This window comes from Streptomyces sp. S465, from assembly GCF_026898115.1.
In the GTDB taxonomy this organism is placed as follows: Bacteria; Actinomycetota; Actinomycetes; order Streptomycetales; family Streptomycetaceae; genus Streptomyces; species Streptomyces luomodiensis.
Genome location: NZ_CP114036.1, coordinates 8,900,550 through 8,924,164, shown reverse-complemented (window position 1 = coordinate 8,924,164; position 23,615 = coordinate 8,900,550). Strand labels below are relative to the sequence as shown.

The window sequence follows — 23,615 nt, the reverse complement described above, 5'->3', positions numbered from 1 at the left end:
GGGGCGAGCCTCGCGTCACGCTCGCTCCTCCCGAAATACTCCCCCATCCGCGGCCGGATGGGTAACTATGGTTCTCGACCTATTTCGTACATAGTGGTGTTTGCCGCCATGGAGACGGTCCGGGCGCCGGGGGTGGGTGTGGAGTCGGAAGGCGTGGTCGCCGCCGTAGTGGTGGACCGGTACGCGGGCGGCGGCCAGGGGCGTCAAGACCGGCACCAACTGCGGGTGACCGCCGGCTCCTTCCTTGACGTGGCAGCCCGGCTCGGCTTCACCGCACCCCCGTTGCGCAACACCGGCGGTGGCGTCGCCGCGGGCGAACCGGGCGGCCCGGCGGCCGGCACCACGCGGGCCGAGATCGAGGCCACCGTGCACCGGCTGCGCGCCCACCCCGCCACCCGCAAGATCCTCTACTGGACCGGTCACGGGGAGAAGGCCGACGACGACCGCTATCACCTGGCGTGCCAGGACAGCTATCCGGACGGCGGGACGTTCGATCCCCGTACCGCCGTCACCGCCGCCGAGCTGATCTCCTGGCTCGCCGACGACCCGGCGGACATCCTGCTGATCCTGGACGCCTGCTTCGCCGGCGCGGCTCTGGCGCAGACGGTCAACGAGTTGGACGTGTTGCTCCGCAAGCGCGGTGGGGCCGGCGGTTTCGCCGTCGTGGCCACCGCCTCGGAGGATCAGCGGGCCGCCGAAGGGCGGTGGGTCACCGAACTGACCGCCCTCTTCGACGAGGCGGGCCTGGAGCTGTACGGCCACCGGCTCTTCGACCGGGAGACGCCGTATCTCTTCTTCGGGCCCTTGATGCGCGCGGTGGACGACCGTGCGCGGTGGGACGCCAGCCAGGAGCCGCTGGCCAGGGAGCTGCGGCCGCTGCGGCTCAACTTCTTCCACAACCCCTACCGGTCGGAGACCGCCAAACCGGCCTCCCGCCCACCGGACGACGAGACCTGGATCGGCGAAGAGCTACGGGACGAGACGCTGCCGGTGTTCGCGGGCGAGGCCGCCGACTGGGAGCTGCGCGACTTCGCCCCGCGCGAGACCGTCCTGGACACCGTGGTCACCTGGCTGGGCACCCGCAGCTCGGGCCTGTTGACCGTGACCGGCGCATGGGGGGCGGGCAAGTCGGCGCTGCTGACCTACCTGGCCCATCTGACCACCCCGGGGTTCGTCGCGTCGCTGCCTGCCGATCGGCGGCCGGGCAGCCAGCCCGGACTCAACTCCATCCATGCCGCGATCCACTGTCGCGGCAAGACGCTCGCGGCGGTCTGCCAGGAGCTGTGCCACCGACTGCTACCGCTCGGTCTGGCGCTGCCCGGCCCCCTCGGTTCCGTATCACCGGCCGCCTCCGTGGAAGCAGTCGTCAAGGTGGCGAAGCGCAAGGGCAGCCTGACGCTGCTCTTCGACGGCCTGGACGAGGCCGCCGCCGGCCACGCCCTGGACATCGCCCGCCAACTGCTGAACCGGCTGGCGGTCGACCCCGCGATCAAGGTGGTGGTCGGGACCAGGGCCGACGCGCGCCGCCACCTGCCGGGCGGCCCACCCGCCGAATCCCTGCGCGACGCACTGGACAGCACCCACACGGTGGTACTGGACGAGTTACCGGAGACCGAGAGCGATATCGCCGGCCATGTCGAGCAGCTGCTCCGACGGGCGGGCTTCGGAGAACGGACGGTGGACGGCGGACGGCGGCTGGCCGACGTGGCCCGGCACATCGCCCGAGAGAGCAACGGCATCTTCCTGGTGGCCACGCTGTGGGCGCGCCGGGTGGCCCGCCGCGGCGGCCTGCCGGACGGTCCCGGGGACCTCGACGCCGACCGGGAGGTCGGCACGATGGGTCTGGGGCGGCTGTTCGCCGAGGAGCTGGAGCTGCTGGACCCGGAGGATCCCGACCGCGTCCGCGATGTGCTGCGGCCGCTCGCGCTGGCGGAGGGACACGGCCTGCCCCAGCCCGGCGTCTGGCTCGCCATCGCCAACGCGGTACGGCTCTCCTCCCGGCGGGAGTACACCGAGCGGGACCTGAAGCATGTGCTGGATGCCGCCCGGGGCGCACCGGTGGTCCGTGGCCGGGAGGCCGGCCGGGACGTCTATCGGCTGGCGCACCCCAGCTTCGGCGGACAGCTGGTCGGGCGGGACGCCGATCCGCGGCGCCTGCACCGCGCGGTGTGCCGGGCGCTGCGCCCGGCACCGGACACGGGCTGGGCCGGGGCGGACCCCTATGTGCTGACCCACCTGGCCACTCATGCCGCGCTGGCCGGCGATGACAGCCTCGCCGATCTGGTCGAGGACGACGCCTTCGTCGTCTACGCCGACCCCGACGTCCTCGAGCCACTGGTCGCCTCACAACTCGACGTGACCACCCGGTCGGTGCTCTATCTGCGGGTGGCCGGACACTTTCGCGCACACCCCGCCCCCCTCGCGCGGTGGGCGATGCTGCGCGCCACCGCGCTGGCCACCGCGGCGCAGGAGCTGCTGCCGGCCCTGGCGCATCCGCCCGAGCTGTTCTGGCAGGACCTGTGGACGAGCGCGCGCCCCCTGCCGCTCGGGCGCGGTTGGCCTGCCCCGGAGGGCGGTGCCTTCGCCGTGGCCTGGGAGGATTCCTCGGACGGGCTGGTGCACGCGGCGGGGGTCGGGGAGATCCGGTCCTGGGGAGCGGACGGCCGGGAGTACCGGGGCCGGGCCCTCCCCCGCCCGGCCGGCCGGGCGGCGCCCGGACCGCTGCGCGGCCTGGCGGTGGCACCGGGCGGAGCGATTCCCGGTGCCCCTCCCGGAACAGTGGCCGGGAAGGTGATCGCCGCGCATGACGGACACGCCATCCATGTGTGGCAGGGCAGTGCGCGCTGGCCCGCGGAACGGTTCTACTGGGGCGGGGCACCGGAGGCGGTGTGCGCCGTACGGTGTGGAGCCACGGTCTACGTGGCCGCGGTGGACGGCGACGGGCTGTGGCTGTGGCGCTGGCCGGCCGACGTGCCTCCGGACCACGAGACCATCCGGCACGTCCGGCTGCCCGGAAACGTGTACGACGCGGCCCTGTTGACGGTGGACCACGAGGTCCTCGCCGTGCTCGGCGGCCCCGATGGCGTGACGCTGTGGGACGTCACGGCCCGCGCCTCCCGGCCCGGCAGCGGCGTCCTCCAGCTGGGCGCGCGTCGGGACGGCCGCCCGGCCCGCGCGGTGGCGGCGATGGCCTCCACCGACGGCACGGGAGGCTGGATCGCCGCCGCGGGCGGTGGCGCGCTGCGCGTCTGGCAGCTGCCGGACTTCCTGGACCCGGCCCAGGAGGACGACGTCGGGCCGGTGCTGAGCGCGCCCACCAGCGGGCAGCGCGCGGTGGCTTTGGGACACAGTCCGCACGGCGTGCTGGCCGGGGTGCGGGAAGGACGCGACGTCCGCCTGTGGAGCCTGTCCGGTACCGAGCACACCCCGCTGCCCGGGGACGAACAGCAGCCTTCGCTGGCATTCGACCCCGCGGGCAGCGGGCGGCTGCTGGTCGCCGACGGGATTCAGGTACGGCTGTGGGATCCTCCCGCCGCCGACGAGGCCGCGCCGGATGCCCGGGACGGTCGCGATGCGCCGGACGTTGACGATGCGCCAGACGGTCGCGATGCCCCGGACATTCGCCATGCCCCGGACGTTCACGATGCGCCGGACGTTCGCGGCCACGGAACCGAGGGCGGCCGACCGCTCCTGCGTATGGCCTCTGGTTCCGACTCCGACGGGCACCTGCTCTGCCGGGCCCAGGGCCGTGAGGTGCTGGCGACCCTGCACGGCCCCGCCGGTCGGCTGCCGGGTCCGCGCGCCGCGCGGCTGCGCCTCCGCGACGACAGAGGTGACAGAGGCGACAGAGACGACGAGTTCACCGCGCTCGCCGCCACCCGGGTCCGCGACGGCTGGTTGGTCGCCACCGTGGTGCGCCGGACGACGTCCCTCTGGCATCTGCCGCCACGGCTGGAGGGTCCGTCCCTCGTCCGGCCCACGGCCGTACTCGATCTGGGCGGTCAGGACGATGTGCTGGTGGGTGCCGTGGACCTGCACGTCACAGGGGCGGGCACGGTCCGGCTGTTCGCTTCCGGTACCCAGTGCGTCCGGGTCTGGGAATGCCGCGGACAGGACTGGGGCAACTGGCGGGAAGCGCCGGAGACCTGGCCGTTCACCACGGCCGCGACCGCGCAGCAGGTGGCTGTGCGGGCTGTGCCCGGCGGGCCGGCCTGGCTGTACGCGGCCGGGGGCGAGTCCGTCCGGGTCTGGAACCTGCCCGACCGGGGACCGGCGCCGTACGGTATCGACCCCTCGGAGCGGTCGGCCACCGCGTTCGGGGTACTGCGGGACACCGGACAGGGCCATCCCGTGGTGGCCTACACAGCCGGTGGCCAGGTATGGATCGCGGAGTGCCTCTCCGACTCGCCCGCGCACGAGCCGCTGGCCGGACCGCCGGTGGCCGCGCAGGGGCTGACCTTCGCCGGTCCGCCGGAGCGGCCGTTGCTGCTGGGCTGGCGCAAGGAGTCCGGCCGGATACATGTGTGGGACGTGTGGGACAACAGGCGGCTGCCGGACATCGAACACCGCGGCTACGAAGTGGACGACGTGGCCTCTGTCCACAGCGCGGCGGGGGTGACTCTCATGATCCAGGGCGGAGTCCAGGACCGAGCGCGGTGCGATCAGGTGCTCCTCCCGGCCGATCGTCTCGCTGACCTGCTCGGCACCCCACCGAGGCAGCTGGTCTGAGGACCCCGGCCGCGACGACAGACGACCGAAGAGGAAAGAAGAGGAAAAGGGGCGGGCGTGCGACACGATTTGGTGGTCATCGTTCCCGGCATCATGGGCACGTCCTTGCTGCACGAGGGCAGGGACGTCTGGAACCTCACGCCCGAGGCGCTGGCCGGGCTGCTGCGCCCGAGCAAGCTCCGCAGACGCCTCATGCTTCAGGAGGGCATCGAGGACGGCGACCCGGAGGGCGAGTCCGCCCTGACCCCGGGGGACACGATCGAGGCACCTCGGGTCCTGCCCGGCCTCGTTTCCCATCTGGGATACCGCGATCTGCTGAAGGGCCTGGACATCCAGCCGCCCGAGCGCCTGGCGGTCTTCCGCTACGACTGGCGGCTGTCCAACCGGAACTCGGCGGAGAAGCTCCGGGCGTTCGTCGAGCGGCGGTTGGCGCGGTGGCGGGAGCGGATCGACCGCGATCGGCATCCGGACGCGGACGATCCCAAGGTCGTCTTCTTATGCCGCTCCATGGGCGGTCTGGTGGTGAAGTACTACCTCGAGTGCCTGGGCGGCCGGGAGATCACCCGGACGGTCGCCACGCTCGGCACCCCGCACCAAGGCAGCGCGAAGGCGATCCGCTTCCTGACGGGCCGGTTCGGGCACGGGACACCCCGGTGGATCAGCGAGTCGCTCGCGGAGATCTGTGGGAGCTTCCCCTCGCTCGGTCAACTCCTGCCGAGCTACCGGGCGGTGGTGACCGAGAGCCCACGGCCGCGGCCGCTCAACGCCACCGGTATCGCGGACGCGTTGAGCCTCCCGACGGCCACCGTGGAGGACATGTTCCGCTTTCATGAGCAGATCAGGAACGCCCGATCCCGCAACGACCAGGCGGAGAAGCCCGGCTACCGCCTCGTCCCGCTGGGCGGGCACGGGCTGCGTACCGTGCACGGGGTGTCCGTGGTGGGCGACCGGATCCGCTTCCTCCATGCCTTCGACGACACACGCGACTGGCAGGGCGACTCCACCGTCCCCACGATCTCCGCCACGCCGGCCGAGCTGGAGTCCACCGTGTACACGCACTGGTTTCCCTTCCGCCACGCCACACTGGCCAACGAGGGTCCGGTTCTGGCCGCCCTGCGCGAGATCTGCCAGAGCGTCGAGGTCAGGAAGTACCTGGCGTCGGACGCGGAGTTCGCCGTCGACCTGCCCGACCTGGCCGTGGCGGGGGAACCGATGGAGATCACCACCCCGGACGCGGACCCCGCCCTGGCGCTCCGGGCCCGTCTGCTGTCCCCGGACGGCCGCCAGACGCTCGCCGACGAACCACTGCAACCCGACGGGCAGGGCGGTCTGCGGTGCGAGCTGCGGGCACCGGCCGGCTTGTGGACGTTGGAAGTGCGCTCGCGGAAGCACGGCGTGGGCCACCGGGACGCCGTCCTGGTCACCGGGGCCGATGCCGCCGCCTCGGTCTCACCGTGAGCGAGGCCGACGGCCGTTCGTATCGATGGCGAGAGGCCGATGCGGCCGATGGGGCACGGCTCTCACACCGAAGTAGGCGTTAACTAGGTTCTAGACGATGTCTAGTCTGCGAATGCGGCGTGCGCGCTACGACGAGCGTCGGCAGCAACGCGATCCAGCTCGCCCGCAACGCCGGCTACCGGGTCGTGACGACCGCGTCACCGCACAACTTCGACTTCGTCCGGTCGCTGGGCGCAGCCGAGGCCGTCCACCGCCGCAGCCCCACCGCCGTCGAGGACATCGTGGAGCGGATCGGCGACAGCCCGCTCGCGGGCACGCTCGCGATCGGATTCGGATCGCTCCGGAAGGCGATCGCGATCGCGGCCCGGACCACGGGCAGCAAGCGGGTCACCTCGGCACAGCCCTCACTGCTCGCACGCATCGAGGGATGGCGGGCGCCGCGACACGGGGTGCGGGTGAGCGGCATCTGGGGCGGCACCCTGAAGGACAACGAGGTCGGACCGGCGATCTACGTCGACTTCCTCCCGACCGCGCTCGCCACCGGTGTCTACCAGGCCGCACCGGACGCGACCGTCGTCGGCCACGGGCTCGACCGCATCCCCGATGCGCTGCGGCAGCTCCGAGACGGCGTCTCCGCGAGGAAGCTCGTCGTCACCGTCTGAGCCGGCGCAACCAGCGCCGGGGAGCCGACCGGACAACGGGCGGGCGCGATCGCGCTCGCGGGCGCCACTCGCTACGACACCAGTTCCGTCGCCAGATAGTCCGCCAGGGCGGCTGTTGTCGCGTACTCGAACACCAACGCGGGAGACAGCGGGCGCCCGACGACGGCCGTCATGGCGTTCCGCAACTCGACGGCGCTCATCGAGTCGAATCCCAGTTCCTCGAAACGAGCGTCCGGGTCGATGTCACCCGGGCCGTCATGCCCCAGAGCCATGGCGACTTCTTCACGGATGATGGCGGTCAATCGGGCTCGGCGTTCCTCGACGCTCAGGGCGGTGAGATCCGGCAGTTCCGTGTCGGGCTTCTGCGGCACCGTGCGCCGGTGGGCAGTCGACACCAGGGCCTGGAACAGCGGTGGCACCTGCACCGCACTCTCGACCGCCGCCCGGTTGATGTGTGCGGGCACGAGGTTCGCGCGGTCGGTGGCGAGTGCCGTGTCGAAGAGTTCGGTCGCTTCGTGGGCGGGCATGGGCAGCAGGCCGTTGCGGCTCATCCGGGCCAGGTCCGCGGCTCCCAAGTGCCCGCTCATGCCGGTCACGCCACCGGCCTCGGCCCACAGACCCCACGCCAACGAGACCGCGGGCAGCCCCAGGGCACGCCGGTGCGCCGCCAAGCCGTCGAGGAAGGTATTCGCGGCGGCGTAGTTGCCCTGCCCCGGCGCGCCGACCGTCCCCGCCATGGAAGAGAAGAGCACGAACATCGACAGGCCCAGATCGCGCGTCGCCTCGTGCAGGTTCCATGCCGCGTCGACCTTGGCCCGCAGCACCGTGTCGATCCGTTCCGGTGTCAGGGAGCCGATCACCGCGTCGTCCAGCACACCGGCCGCGTGCACCACTCCGGCCAACGGCCGGTCCTCCGGGATGTCCGCCAGCACCCGCTCCAACGCGGACCGGTCGGCCACATCACACGCCACGATCTGGGTTTGTGCACCCAACGCCGACAGCTCCGCCAGCAGCTCCGCGGCACCATCGGCCCGCTCACCGCGACGGCTCACCAGCAGCAGATGACGCACACCGTGCGCCTTCACCAGGTGCCGGGCCAGCACCGCACCGACCATGCCCGTACCACCGGTGACCAACACCGTGCCCTCAGCCAACGAGCCGACGGGCGTCGGATGGGCGGAGGTGACCGGCACCCCGCTCAGACGCGGAGCGTGAAGCGTTCCGGCACGGATGACGAGCTGTGGTTCACCGGTGGCGAGGATCGCAGCGGTGTCGACGCCGGCATCGGTGTCGGTGTCGACCAGGACGATCCGGTCGGGGTTCTCCGTCTGCGCCGAGCGCACCAGACCCCACACCGCCGCCCCAGCGAGATCAGCGACACCCTCGCCGGGCAGACCCACCGCCCCGCGCGTGACAACGACCAGCTTGCCGACCCCCGCACCCGACAACCAGGACTGCACAACCTCCAGCACGCGGTGCGTGGCCTCGTACACCCCCGCCACCACCCCCACACCCGATCCCGACCGCACCTCGAACACCACGGCGTCCGCATCACCGCGCTCCGCACCGGACTGGCCAACCGACACAGGCGACCACACCACCTCGAACAACCGGTCCGACACCCCACCGGCGGACTGGACCGCTGCCCGCAGCTGCTCCGGTGACACCGGACGAGAAGTCATCGACCGCACCGAGAGCACCGGCAGGCCCGCAGTATCCGCCAACTCCACCGACACCGCACCCGGCCCCACCGGCGCGATCCGCGCCCGCACCGCCACCGCACCCGCCGCACACAACGACACCCCCTCCCACGCGAACGGAAGCGCCATCTCCACCCCACCAGCAGCCACCACCACCGCATGCAACACGGCATCCAGCAACGCCGGATGCACCCCGAGGTCCCTCACATCCAGCTCCCGCGGAAGAGAAACCTCGGCGAACAACTCCTCACCCCGCCGCCACACCGCACGCAACCCCTGAAAAGCAGGCCCGTACTCATAGCCACGCTCAGCCAGACGCCCATAGACATCGGTCACGTCGACAGCGACCGCGCCTTCGGGCGGCCACACCGACAGGTCCGTGGTGTCCGCCGGGGAGCGCGGAGCTGCGGCGGGGCCCAGAACGCCTTGGGCGTGAAGTACCCAGCTTGTCTCCCCGCTCCGGGAGTACATCGCCACCGGACGGCGACCGGTCTGGCCGACGTCGCCGACGACCACCCGGATCCGCACCCCGCCCTCGGCGGGCAACACCAACGGCGCCCGCAGCATCAACTCCTCCAGCGCGGCGCACTTCACCTCATTCCCGGCGCGAATCGCCAATTCCACGAATCCGGTGCCGGGGAACAACACCGTCCCCGCCACCGCGTGATCCGCCAGCCACGGTTGCGCGGCCGTGGACAGCCAGCCGGTCAGCACCACCCCGCCGGTATCCGGCTGCTCGACCACCGCACCCAGCAACGCGTGCCCGGCACTGTCCAATCCGAGCCTCGACACATCACCCGGCGCTGTCGGGCCCGACAACCAGAACCGACGGTGCTGAAACGCATACGTCGGCAACGGCACGCGTCGGACAACGCTTCCGGCGAACACTCGGCGCCACTCGACCCGCACACCGCTCACCGCCAACTGTCCCAACGCCGTGATCACGGAAGAAGCCTCGGGGCGCTTTTTCCGCAGCACGGGAACGGTCAGCGCGGATGGAATGGTGGCGGTCAGCCCGCTGGCCGGACCCAGTTCAACAAACCGAGTCACACCAGCCGATACCAGACACCGCACACCATCAGCGAACCGCACCGGCTGCCGCACATGATCCACCCAATACTCAGCCGAACCATAACCATCCCGAGCCCACTCACCACTCACATTCGACACCAGCGGAATCTCCGCCACACCCACCGACACCCCCGCCGCAACCTCACCGAACCCACCCAACATCGGATCCATCAACGGCGAATGAAACGCATGAGACACCGCCAACCGACGAACCCTGCGCCCCCGCTCCCGCCACCCCGCCGCAACCTCACCCACAGCCTCCTCCACACCAGAGACCACCACCGCATCCGGACCATTGACCGCAGCAAGAACAGCACCCTCCACCAGCGACTCCGCCACCTCCCCCGCACTGGCCTCAACCGCCACCATCACCCCACCAGCCGGCAACCCCTGCATCAACCGACCCCGCGCCACCACCAACACCGCCGCATCCGCCAAAGACAACACACCCGACACATGCGCCGCCGCCAACTCACCCACCGAATGCCCCACCACAACATCCGGACACACACCCCAACCCTCCAACACACGGAACAACGCCACCCCCACAGCGAACAACGCCGGCTGCGCAAACTCCGTCGAATCCAACAACCCCGCATCCTCACCCCACATCACCTCACGCAACGGCAGCCGCAGATGCCGATCCAACTCCCCCACCACCACATCAAACACCTCAGCAAAGGCACTGCACTGGGCATACAACTCCGCGCCCATACCCAGCCACTGCGACCCCTGCCCCGGGAACACAAAAGCCGTCTTGCCCTCACCCGCCGCACGCCCCCGCACCACACCCCGCCCAGGCTCGCCCTCGACCAGACCCACCAGCCCCCGGACCAGCTCCTCCCGATCAGCACCGACCACCACAGCCCGATGCTCGAACACCGACCGCCCCGCCAAGGAAAAGCCCACATCGGCAGCGCTCAGCTCAGGATGGCGCTGGAGGTGCTCCAGGAGTCGGCGTGCTTGATCCGTCAAACCCGCGTCACTCTTCGCGGACAGCGCCCACGGCACCACCGGCAACCTCATGCCTGCCGGTTCCGGGACCGTCTCCAACGCGGGTGCCTGCTCGAGAATCACATGCGCGTTGGTGCCACTGATCCCGAACGACGACACACCAGCCCGCCGCGGCCTGCCACCATCCCCCGGCCAGACCCGCTCCTCAACCAACAACTCCACCGAACCAGCTGACCAATCCACATGCGGCGTCGGCACATCCACATGCAACGTCCGCGGCAACACCCCGTGCCGCATCGCCTCCACCATCTTGATCACACCAGCCACACCCGCCGCAGCCTGCGTATGACCCAAATTCGACTTCACCGACCCCAACCACAACGGACACTCCCGACCCTGCCCATACGTCGCGAGAACGGCCTGGGCCTCGATCGGATCACCCAACGTGGTGCCCGTCCCGTGCGCCTCCACCACATCCACATCCGACGCCGACAACCCCGCACCCGCCAACGCCGAACGAATCACCCGCTGCTGCGACGGACCATTCGGCGCCGTCAAACCATTCGACGCACCATCCTGATTCACCGCCGAACCCCGCACCACCGCCAACACCTCATGCCCCAACCGCCGCGCATCCGACAACCGCTCCACCACCAACACCCCCCCACCCTCAGCAAACCCCGTCCCATCAGCCAACCCCGAAAACGCCTTACACCGCCCATCCACCGACAACCCACGCTGCCGACTGAACTCCGAAAAAATCATCGGCGACGCCATCACCGTCACCCCACCCGCCAACGCCACATCACACTCACCCGACCGCAACGACTGCACCGCCAAATGCAACGCCACCAACGACGACGAACACGCCGTATCCACCGAAACAGCCGGCCCCTCCAACCCCAACACATACGCCACACGCCCCGACGCCACACTCGACGTCAAGCCGGTCATTCGGTGGCCTTCCGCGCTCCCGTCCGACACGATCCCGTAGCCCTGGGTCGCGATACCGGCGAACACTCCGGTTGCGCTACCGCGCAACGTCAGTGGATCGATCCCCGCCTGTTCGAACGCCTCCCACGACAACTCCAACAACAACCGCTGCTGCGGATCCATCGCCAACGCCTCACCCGGCGAAATCCCGAAAAACGCCGCGTCGAAACCCGCCGCGTCATGCAGGAAACCCCCGGACCGGGTATACGACCTGCCCACCGCATCAGGATCCGGATCGAACAACCGCTCCATATCCCAGCCCCGATCGACCGGGAACCCCGACACCACATCCCGGCCATCGGCGACCACATCCCACAGGTCCTCCGGCGAATTCACCCCGCCCGGATACCGGCACGCCATACCCACCACCGCGATCGGCTCGGACAGACTCGCGGCGAGGGCCTTGTTCTGCTGTTTCAAGCGCTCGACCTGCATCAGCGCTTTACGCAGGGCTTCCGTGGCCTGGTCCACTTTGGTGCGCATCAGTCAGTCACCTGTATATCGTCGTGGTCGCCGAGGGCGACACCGAGAAGATCTTCCAGGTCCATATCCGCAAGATCTTTTCCTTGTGGTTCCGGGGCTGTCGACACGCCGTTCTCCGCATTCGCCAGATTCATCAGTGTTTCGAGCACGCCCGCCTGACGCAGTCGGCCGATGGGGATGGAGGCGATCAGCTTCCGGACTTCCTCGTCCTGCGGATCCGAATGCGGCGCCGACCGGGACGTGTCGGTCGCTATGTTGTTTTGGATGTGCCGGGCCAGCGCCTTGGGCGTGGGATGGTCGAACACCACCGTGGCCGACAGGGCCACGCCGGTGGCGCTCTTCAGCCGGTTCCGCAGCTCGACCGCCGTCAGGGAGTCGAAACCGAGGTCCTGGAAGGCCCGGTCCGGAGCGACGTCGTCGGGCGCCACATGCCCGAGCACGGTAGCGATGTGCGAACACACCAGCTCAAGCACCACCGCGTCCTGTTCGTCCGCGGGCAGCCCGTGCAGCCGCTGCGCCAACGCCGACATCGACGCCGCCGCCGCGCGATCGCCGTCGACGACCCGACGCACCCGACCGCGCACCAACCCGGCGAACAGCGGTGGGAGCACCTCACTCGCGGCCTGCTTGCGCAACCCGGTGACGTCGACGCGGGCCGGCACCATGTGCGCACGGTCGGCGAGCAGCGCCACGTCGAACAGTTCGGTCGCCTCATGTGCGGCCATGGGCTGCACACCACCTCGTCCCAGCCGGGCCAGGTCCTCCGCACCCAAGTGCCCGGTCATGGCACTGGCCTCGGCCCACAGCCCCCACGCCAACGAGACCGCGGGCAGCCCCAGGGCACGCCGGTGCGCCGCCAAGCCGTCGAGGAAGGTATTCGCGGCGGCGTAGTTGCCCTGCCCCGGCGCGCCGACCGTCCCCGCCATCGACGAGAACAACACAAACATCGACAGGCCCAGGCCACGCGTCACCTCATGGAGATTCCACGCCGCATCGACCTTCGCCCGCAACACCACGTCGACCCGCTCCGGTGTCAGGGAGCCGATCACCGCGTCATCCAGCACACCGGCCGCATGCACCACCCCGGCCAACGGCCGGTCCTCCGGGATGTCCGCCAGCACCCGCTCCAACGCGGACCGGTCGGCCACATCACACGCCACCACCCGAGCATCCGCCCCCAGCTCGGACAACTCGGCCACCAGCTCCCCAGCACCATCGGCCCGCTCACCGCGACGACTGACCAGCAGCAGATGACGCACACCGTGCACCTGCACCAGGTGCCGGGCCAGCACCGCACCGGCCATCCCCGTACCACCGGTGACCAACACCGTGCCCTCAGCCAACGAGCCGGGCATCGTGAGCACGAGCTTTCCCGTGTGCCGTGCTTGGCTGAGGAATCGGTACGCCGCCGGGGCGTTGCGCACATCCCAGGTGGTGACCGGCAGCGGCCGCAGGATTCCCGCCTCGAAGAGACGAAGCAGCTCGGTCAGGATCTCTCGAATCCGCTCGGCTCCCGTTTCGAACAGATCGAACGCGCGGTAGCGGACTCCGGGATGTGTCTCCGCGACCGACTCGGCGTTCCGTACGTCAGTCTTGCCCATTTCCAGGAATCGCCCGCCACGAGGCAGCAGCCGCAACGACGCGTCGACGAACTCGCCGGCGAGCGAGTCCAGGACCACGTCCATGCCACGACCGCCCGTACTCGCCAGGAACTTCCGCTCGAACTCGACCGTCCGCGAATTGGCGATGTGGTCGTCGTCGAATCCCAGGTTTCGCAAGGTGTCCCACTTGCCGGGGCTGGCCGTGGCGAACACCTCCAGACCCAAGTGCCGAGCCAGTTGGAGCGCCGCCAGGCCGACGCCGCCCGTCGCCGCGTGTACGAGCAAGGATTCACCGGCCCGCACCCTGCCCAGATCCACCAGTGCGTAGTACGCGGTCAGGAACGCCACGGAGACGGCGGCGGCCTGGGGGAAGGACCACCCCGTGGGCATGGTGACGACCAGACGGTGGTCGGTCACGACTCGCGGACCGGTGCCCACCAGCACGCCCATCACCCGGTCCCCAACCGCCAGATCGGTGACCCCGGGCCCGACCTCCACGACCACACCGGCACCCTCGCCACCCGGCACGGCGTCCTCGTCGGGGTACATGCCGAGGGCGATCAGCACATCGCGGAAGTTCATGCCGGCGGCCCGTACCGCGACGCGGACCTCGCCCGTCCTCAGCGGGGCCTCCGCCTCCGGGAAGGGCTCGATGGTCAGGTTTTCCAGCGTTCCCTTCTCGGTGAGCCCCAGCCGCCATGCCTCTGGTCCTTCCGGCAGGGCCAGGACACCGTCGAGGGACGCGGTGGTGAGGCGGGGGATGTGGATCTTCCCAGCACGGACGATGAGCTGTGGTTCACCGGTGGCGAGGATCGCAGCGGTGTCGACGTCGGCATCGGTGTCGGTGTCGGTGTCGGTGTCGGTGTCGACGAGAACGATCCGGTCGGGGTTCTCCGTCTGCGCCGAGCGCACCAGACCCCACACCGCCGCCCCGGCGAGATCAGCGACATCCTCGCCGGGCAGACCCACCGCCCCACGTGTGACAACGACCAGCTTGCCGACCCCCGCACCCGACAACCAGGACTGCACAACCTCCAGCACACGGTGCGTGGCCTCGTACACCCCCGCCACCACCCCCACATCCGATCCCGACCGCACCTCGAACACCACGGCGTCCGCATCACCGCCCGTCTTACGGAACTCCTCCCACGACACCGCCGATACCACGCGGGGCCGGCCGTCCGGCGCAGGCGACCACGCCACCTCGAACAACCGGTCCGACACCCCACCGGCGGCAAGGACCGCTGTCCGCAGCTGCTCCGGTGACACCGGGCGAGAAGTCATCGACTGCACCGAGAGCACCGGCAGACCAGCGGCATCCGCCAACTCCACCGACACCGCACCCGGCCCCACCGGCGCGATCCGCGCCCGCACCGCCACCGCACCCGCCGCACACAACGACACCCCCTCCCACGCGAACGGAAGCGCCATCTCCACCCCACCAGCAGCCACCACCACCGCATGCAACACGGCATCCAGCAACGCCGGATGCACCCCGAGGTCGCTCACCTCCATCTCTGGCGGAAGAGAAACCTCGGCGAACAACTCCTCACCCCGCCGCCAGACCGCACGCAACCCCTGAAAAGCAGGCCCGTACTGATAGCCACGCTCAGCCAGACGCCCATAGGCATCGGTCACGTCGACAGCGACCGCGCCTTCGGGCGGCCACACCGACAGGTCGGCGACGTTCGGTGCCGGATCACCCGAGCCCAATGTGCCTTCGGCGTGCAGAACCCAGTCCGTATCGCCGACGTCGCTGCGCGAATACACCGCTACAGGGCGTTGCTCCGCCTCCCCGGCGACGACGACCCGGATCTGTACCCCGCCCTCGGCCGGCACCACCAACGGCGCCCGCAGCATCAACTCTTCGACAACACCGCAACCCACCTCGTCGCCGGCGCGGATCGCCAACTCCACGAACCCGGTACCGGGGAACAATGTCGTTCCCGCCACCGCATGATCCGCCAGCCACGGCTGGTCCGCCGTCGACAACCGGCCGGTCAGCACCACCCCGCCCGTGTCCGGCTGCTCGACCACGGCACCCAGCAAGGCGTGCTCGGTTCCCTCCAGCCCGAACCGCTTCACATCCCCCGGCGCACCGGACCCGCGCAACCAGTACCGGGACCGCTGGAACGCATACGTCGGCAACGGCACCCGCCGCGCACCACGTCCGATGACAGCACGCCAATCGACACGGGCACCCCGGACATGGGCCGCGCCCAGTGAGGTCAGGAATCGGTCCAACCCACCATCGCCACGTCCGAGGGACGGGATGACGACGGCTTCCCCATGGTGGTCCGCACGATCGTCGGCGGCGTCCTCGATGCCCGCGATCAGCACCGGGTGCGGGCTGGCCTCGATGAAGAACCGGTATCCCTGACCACGGGCGGAGCGCACGGCGGCTGCGAATTCCACCGTGTGCCTGATGTTTCGATACCAGTAGTCGCCATCCAGCACATCGGTGTCGAGCACGTCTCCCGTGACCGTCGAGAAGAACGAGATCTCGGTGGTACGCGGCTCGATGCCGGACAACGCGGCGAGCAGCTCCTCTCGGATCGCCTCGACCTGTGCCGAGTGCGAGGCGTAGTCCACGTCGACGCGGCGGGCGCGTACGTCCTCGGCCGCACAACGTGCCATCAGGTCGTCCAGTCCGGCCGGTTCGCCTGCCACCACGACCGCGGCGGGCCCGTTGACGACTGCGATGCTCAGCGGGTGGCCGCAACGCGCTATCAGCTTCTTCGCCTGCTCCACTCCACACGCGAGGGAGACCATGCCGCCGGCTCCGGAGAGGGCGGTCAGCAGCCGGCTCCGCAAGGCGACCACACGGACGGCGTCGCGCAGCGAGAGCGCACCGGCCACGTGCGCGGCGGCGATCTCACCCTGGGAGTGTCCGATCACGGCGTCCGGACGCACACCGGCCGACCGCCACAGTTCGACCAGCGACACCATCACGGCGAACAACGCGGGCTGCACGACGTCGACGCGATCGAGCGAAGGCGCTCCGTCAGCACCTCGCAGCACATCGGTCAATGACCAGTCCACGAACTCGTCGAGAGCGGTCGCGCAGGCACGAATCTTTTCCGCGAATATCGGTGACGTGTCGATGAGTGCGGCGCCCATGCCGAGCCATTGCGACCCCTGTCCGGGGAAGACAAAAGCCGTCTTGCCCTCACCCGCCGCACGCCCGCGTACCACACCGCGTCCAGGCGCGCCCTCGACCAGACCCGCCAGTCCCCGGACCAGCTCCTCCCGATCAGCACCGACCACCACAGCCCGATGCTCGAACACCGACCGATGGGTCAACGAATGACCGACATCGACCACGTCCAGCTCAGGATGGCACTCGATGTGCTCCAGCAATCGGCGGGCTTGATCCGTCAAACCCGCGTCACTCTTCGCGGACAAAACCCACGGCACCACCGGCAACCTCATGCCTGCCGGTTCCGGGACCGCTTCCAACGCGGGTGCCTGCTCAAGAATCACATGCGCATTCGTGCCACTGATCCCGAACGACGACACACCAGCCCGCCGCGGCCTGCCACCATCCCCCGGCCAGACCCGCTCCTCAACCAACAACTCCACCAACCCAGCCGACCAATCCACATGCGGCGTCGGCTCATCCACATGCAACGTCCGCGGCAACACCCCGTGCCGCATCGCCTCCACCATCTTGATCACACCAGCCACACCCGCCGCAGCCTGCGTATGACCCAAATTCGACTTCACCGACCCCAACCACAACGGACACTCCCGACCCTGCCCATACGTCGCCAACACCGCCTGGGCCTCGATCGGATCACCCAACGTGGTGCCCGTCCCATGCGCCTCCACCACATCCACATCCGACGCCGACAACCCCGCACCCGCCAACGCCGAACGAATCACCCGCTGCTGCGACGGACCATTCGGCGCCGTCAAACCATTCGACGCACCATCCTGATTCACCGCCGAACCCCGCACCACCGCCAACACCTCATGCCCCAACCGCCGCGCATCCGACAACCGCTCCACCACCAACAACCCCCCACCCTCAGCAAACCCCGTCCCATCAGCCAACCCCGAAAACGCCTTACACCGCCCATCCACCGACAACCCACGCTGCCGACTGAACTCCGAAAAAACCGTCGGCGACGCCATCACCGTCACCCCACCCGCCAACGCCACATCACACTCACCCAACCGCAACGACTGCACCGCCAAATGCAACGCCACCAACGACGACGAACACGCCGTATCCACCGAAACAGCCGGACCCTCCAACCCCAACACATACGCCACACGCCCCGACGCCACACTCGACTGCAACCCCGTCGACCGATACCCATCCACCGCATCACCAGCATCAATCCCATACGCCTGCGCAATCAACCCCGCAAACACACCCGTCGCCGAACCACGCAACGACACCGGATCAACACCAGCCCGCTCCAACGCCTCCCACGACAACTCCAACAACAACCGCTGCTGCGGATCCATCGCCAACGCCTCACCCGGCGAAATCCCAAAAAACCCCGCATCAAAACCCGCCGCATCCACCAGAAAACCACCAGACCGCGTATACGACCTCCCCACCGCATCAGGATCAGGATCAAACAAACCCCCCACATCCCAACCCCGATCAACCGGAAACCCCGACACCACATCCCGACCACCGGCAACCACATCCCACAAATCCTCCGGCGAATCCACCCCACCCGGAAACCGGCACGCCATACCCACCACCGCGATCGGCTCGGACAGACTCGCGGCAGCGGCCGGTGCGCGCCGGACCTGCGACCGGGTGCCGGTGATCTTCTCGCGGATGTGCCGCGCGAGCGCGTTGGGCGTGGGGTAGTCGAAGACGAGGGTGGTCGGCAGCGTCAGACCCGTGGCGTTGTTGAGCCGGTTGCCGAGTTCGACCGCAGTCAACGAACTGAATCCGAGGTCCTGGAAGGCCCGGTCCGGATCGACGGCGTCGGCGCCCGCATGTCCGAGCACAGCGGCGATGTGCGAACGTACCAGCTGAAGCACCACCGCGTCCTGCTCGCTTGCGGACACTCCGTCCAGGCGCTGCGCCAACGCCGACTCCGCAGCACGAGCAGTGTCGACCGTCCGACGCACCCGGCCGCGCACCAACCCGGCGAGCAGCGGGGGCACCAGTCCACTCGCCAATCGGCTCCGCAACCTGGTGACGTCAATGCGCGCCGGCACCATGTGCGCACGGTCGGCGAGCAGCGCCACGTCGAACAATTCGGTCGCCTCGTGTGCGGCCATGGGCTGCACACCACCTCGTCCCAGCCGGGCCAGGTCCTCCGCACCCAAGTGCCCGGTCATGGCACTGGCCTCGGCCCACAGACCCCACGCCAACGAGACCGCGGGCAGCCCCAGGGCACGTCGGTGGGTTGCCAAGCCGTCGAGGAAGGTATTCGCGGCGGCGTAGTTGCCCTGCCCCGGCGCGCCGACCGTCCCCGCCATGGAAGAGAAGAGCACGAACATCGACAGGCCCAGATCGCGCGTCGCCTCGTGCAGGTTCCATGCCGCGTCGACCTTGGCCCGCAGCACCGTGTCGACCCGTTCCGGTGTCAGGGAGCCGATCACCGCGTCGTCCAGCACACCGGCCGCATGCACCACTCCGGCCAACGGCCGGTCCTCCGGGATGTCCGCCAGCACCCGCTCCAACGCGGACCGGTCGGCCACATCACACGCCACCACCCGAGCATCCGCCCCCAGCTCGGACAACTCGGCCACCAGCTCCCCAGCACCATCGGCCCGCTCACCGCGACGACTGACCAGCAGCAGATGACGTGCGCCGTGCACCTGCACCAGGTGCCGGGCCAGCACCGCACCGGCCATCCCCGTACCACCGGTGACCAACACCGTGCCCTCAGCCAACGAGCCGACGGGCGTCGGACGGGCGGAGGTGACCGGCACCCCGCTCAGACGCGGAGCGTGAAGCGTTCCGGCACGGATGACGAGCTGTGGTTCACCGGTGGCGAGGATCGCACCGGTGTCGACGTCAGCGTCGGTGTCGGTGTCGACCAGGACGATCCGGTCGGGGTTCTCCGTCTGCGCCGAGCGCACCAGACCCCACACCGCCGCCCCGGCAAGATCAGCGACACCCTCGCCGGGCAGACCCACCGCCCCGCGCGTGACAACGACCAGCTTGCCGACCCCCGCGCCCGACAACCAGGACTGCACAACCTCCAGCACGCGGTGCGTGGCCTCGTACACCCCCGCCACCACCCCCACATCCGATCCCGACCGCACCTCGAACACCACGGCGTCCGCATCACCGCGCTCCGCACCGGACTGGCCAACCGACACAGGCGACCACACCACCTCGAACAACCGGTCCGACACCCCACCAGCGGCCTGGACCGCTGCCCGCAGCTGCTCCGGGGACACCGGACGAGAAGTCATCGACCGCACCGACAACACCGGCAGGCCCGCAGTATCCGCCAACTCCACCGACACCGCACCCGGCCCCACCGGCGCGATCCGCGCCCGCACCGCCACCGCACCCGCCGCACACAACGACACCCCCTCCCACGCGAACGGAAGGACCGTTTCAGCGGTGCTGATGTCGTTGATGTGCCACGCATGCAGTACGCCGTCCAGCAGCGCCGGATGCACCCCGAGGTCGCTCACCTCCGTGTCCTGCGGAAGAGAAACCTCGGCGAACAACTCCTCACCCCGCCGCCACACCGCACGCAACCCCTGAAAAGCAGGCCCGTACTCATAACCACGCTCAGCCAGACGCCCATAGGCATCGGTCATGTCGACAGCGACCGCGCCTTCGGGCGGCCAGACCGACAGATCTGTGGCGTTGGCCGACGGTTCTTCCGAGCTCAATTCGCCCTCGGCGTGCAGGACCCATTCAGTATCGCCACGCGAATACATCGCCACTGGGCGACGACCGTTCTGGCTGACCTCGCCGACGACCACCCGGATCCGCACGCCGCCCTCGGTCGGCAACACCAACGGCTCCCGCATTGTCAGGTCTTCGATGACACCGCAGTCCACCTCGTCCCCGGCGCGGATGCCCAATTCCACGAACGCCGTGCTGGGGAACACCGTCGTTTCCGCCACCGCGTGATCCGCCAGCCACGGTTGCGCGGCCGTCGACAGCCAGCCGGTCAGCACCACCCCGCCGGTATCCGGCTGCTCGACCACCGCACCCAGCAACGCGTGCTCGGTTCCCTCCAACCCGAACCGCTTCACGTCCCCCGGCGCACCGGACCCGCGCAACCAGTACCGGGACCGCTGAAACGCATACGTCGGCAACGGCACCCGCCGCGCACCAGGTCCGATGACAGCACGCCAATCGACACCCACACCGGCTGCCGCCAGCTGTCCCAACGCGGTGATCACAGAGAACGCTTCTGGGTGCTTTTTCCGCAGCACGGGAACGGTCAGCGCGGATGGAATGGTGGCGGTCAGCCCGCTGGCCGGACCCAGTTCAACAAACCGAGTCACACCAGCCGATACCAGGCACCGCACACCATCAGCGAACCGCACCGGCTGCCGCACATGATCCACCCAGTACTCAGCCGAACCATAACCATCCCGAGCCCACTCACCACTCACATTCGACACCAGCGGAATCTCCGCCACACCCACCGACACCCCCGCCGCAACCTCACCGAACCCACCCAACATCGGATCCATCAACGGCGAATGAAACGCATGAGACACCGCCAACCGACGAACCCTGCGCCCCCGCTCCCGCCACCCCGCCGCAACCTCACCCACAGCCTCCTCCACACCAGAGACCACCACCGCATCCGGACCATTGACCGCAGCAAGAACAGCACCCTCCACCAGCGACTCCGCCACCTCCTCCGCACTGGCCTCAACCGCCACCATCACCCCACCCGCCGGCAACCCCTGCATCAACCGACCCCGCGCCACCACCAACACCGCCGCATCCGCCAAAGACAACACACCCGACACATGCGCCGCCGCCAACTCACCCACCGAATGCCCCACCACAACATCCGGACACACACCCCAACCCTCCAACACACGGAACAACGCCACCCCCACAGCGAACAACGCCGGCTGCGCAAACTCCGTCGAATCCAGCAACCCCGCATCCTCACCCCACATCACCTCACGCAACGGCAGCCGCAGATGCCGATCCAACTCCCCCACCACCACATCAAACACCTCAGCGAAAGCGGCACAATCCACATACAGCTCCGCGCCCATGCCGAGCCACTGCGACCCCTGCCCCGGGAAGACAAAGGCCGTCTTGCCCTCACCCGCCGCACGCCCCCGCACCACACCCCGCCCAGGCTGCTCGCCCTCGACCAGACCCGCCAGCCCCCGGACCAGCTCCTCCCGATCAGCACCGACCACCACAGCCCGATGCTCGAACACCGACCGATGGGTCAACGAATGACCGACATCGACCACGTCCAGCTCAGGATGGCACTCGATGTGCTCCAGCAATCGGCGGGCTTGATCCGTCAAACCCGCGTCACTCTTCGCGGACAAAACCCACGGCACCACCGGCAACCTCATGCCTGCCGGTTCCGGGACCGCTTCCAACGCGGGTGCCTGCTCAAGAATCACATGCGCATTCGTGCCACTGATCCCGAACGACGACACACCAGCCCGCCGCGGCCTGCCACCATCCCCCGGCCAGACCCGCTCCTCAACCAACAACTCCACCAACCCAGCCGACCAATCCACATGCGGCGTCGGCTCATCCACATGCAACGTCCGCGGCAACACCCCGTGCCGCATCGCCTCCACCATCTTGATCACACCAGCCACACCCGCCGCAGCCTGCGTATGACCCAAATTCGACTTCACCGACCCCAACCACAACGGACACTCCCGACCCTGCCCATACGTCGCCAACACCGCCTGGGCCTCGATCGGATCACCCAACGTGGTGCCCGTCCCATGCGCCTCCACCACATCCACATCCGACGCCGACAACCCCGCACCCGCCAACGCCGAACGAATCACCCGCTGCTGCGACGGACCATTCGGCGCCGTCAAACCATTCGACGCACCATCCTGATTCACCGCCGAACCCCGCACCACCGCCAACACCTCATGCCCCAACCGCCGCGCATCCGACAACCGCTCCACCACCAACAACCCCCCACCCTCAGCAAACCCCGTCCCATCAGCCAACCCCGAAAACGCCTTACACCGCCCATCCACCGACAACCCACGCTGCCGACTGAACTCCGAAAAAATCATCGGCGACGCCATCACCGTCACCCCACCCGCCAACGCCACATCACACTCACCCAACCGCAACGACTGCACCGCCAAATGCAACGCCACCAACGACGACGAACACGCCGTATCCACCGAAACAGCCGGCCCCTCCAACCCCAACACATACGCCACACGCCCCGACGCCACACTCGACTGCAACCCCGTCGACCGATACCCATCCACCGCATCACCAGCATCAATCCCATACGCCTGCGCAATCAACCCCGCAAACACACCCGTCGCCGAACCACGCAACGACACCGGATCAACACCAGCCCGCTCCAACGCCTCCCACGACAACTCCAACAACAACCGCTGCTGCGGATCCATCGCCAACGCCTCACCCGGCGAAATCCCAAAAAACCCCGCATCAAAACCCGCCGCATCCACCAGAAAACCACCAGACCGCGTATACGACCTCCCCACCGCATCAGGATCAGGATCAAACAAACCCCCCACATCCCAACCCCGATCAACCGGAAACCCCGACACCACATCCCGACCACCGGCAACCACATCCCACAAATCCTCCGGCGAATCCACCCCACCCGGAAACCGGCACGCCATACCCACCACCGCGATCGGCTCGGACGAACGCGTCACCAACGTCTCGATCCGCTGCTTGAGCCGCTCGTTCTCCTTGAGCGACACACGCAGTGCCTCGATCAGCTCACCATCAGAACCGGTCACGGAAACCACACTTTCCATTAAGAGGCCCACCGACGTTGTCCGAGGTCGATAGCGCA

At 68.9% G+C, this 23,615-nt stretch carries 4 protein-coding genes and 1 pseudogene; 3 read left to right on the top strand and 2 right to left on the bottom strand.

What is annotated here, in order from left to right:
* The first annotated feature begins 108 nt into the window (after nt 1-108).
* From N6H00_RS37605 to N6H00_RS37595, 3 genes are all read left to right on the top strand, one after another.
* On the top strand, nt 109-4,728 hold the full coding sequence (locus N6H00_RS37605) for a hypothetical protein (RefSeq protein ID WP_268976367.1): 4,620 nt from the start codon (nt 109-111) through the stop codon (nt 4,726-4,728).
* Nucleotides 4,729-4,785: 57 nt separating this feature from the next.
* Nucleotides 4,786-6,186 (top strand): esterase/lipase family protein, encoded by a 1,401-nt coding sequence (locus N6H00_RS37600; RefSeq protein WP_268976366.1) that lies wholly within the window; start codon nt 4,786-4,788, stop codon nt 6,184-6,186.
* Nucleotides 6,187-6,305: 119 nt separating this feature from the next.
* Nucleotides 6,306-6,848 (top strand): hypothetical protein, encoded by a 543-nt coding sequence (locus N6H00_RS37595; protein WP_268976365.1) that lies wholly within the window; start codon nt 6,306-6,308, stop codon nt 6,846-6,848.
* A gap of 71 nt (nt 6,849-6,919) precedes the next feature.
* Here N6H00_RS37595 and N6H00_RS37590 read toward each other — a convergent pair.
* Together N6H00_RS37590 and N6H00_RS37585 are read right to left on the bottom strand one after the other, a co-directional pair.
* Nucleotides 6,920-11,962 (bottom strand): annotated as a pseudogene (locus tag N6H00_RS37590) (type I polyketide synthase); the annotation flags it as partial.
* A gap of 86 nt (nt 11,963-12,048) precedes the next feature.
* Nucleotides 12,049-23,559 (bottom strand): type I polyketide synthase, encoded by an 11,511-nt coding sequence (locus N6H00_RS37585; RefSeq protein ID WP_268976363.1) that lies wholly within the window; start codon nt 23,557-23,559, stop codon nt 12,049-12,051.
* Nucleotides 23,560-23,615 lie beyond the last annotated feature (56 nt).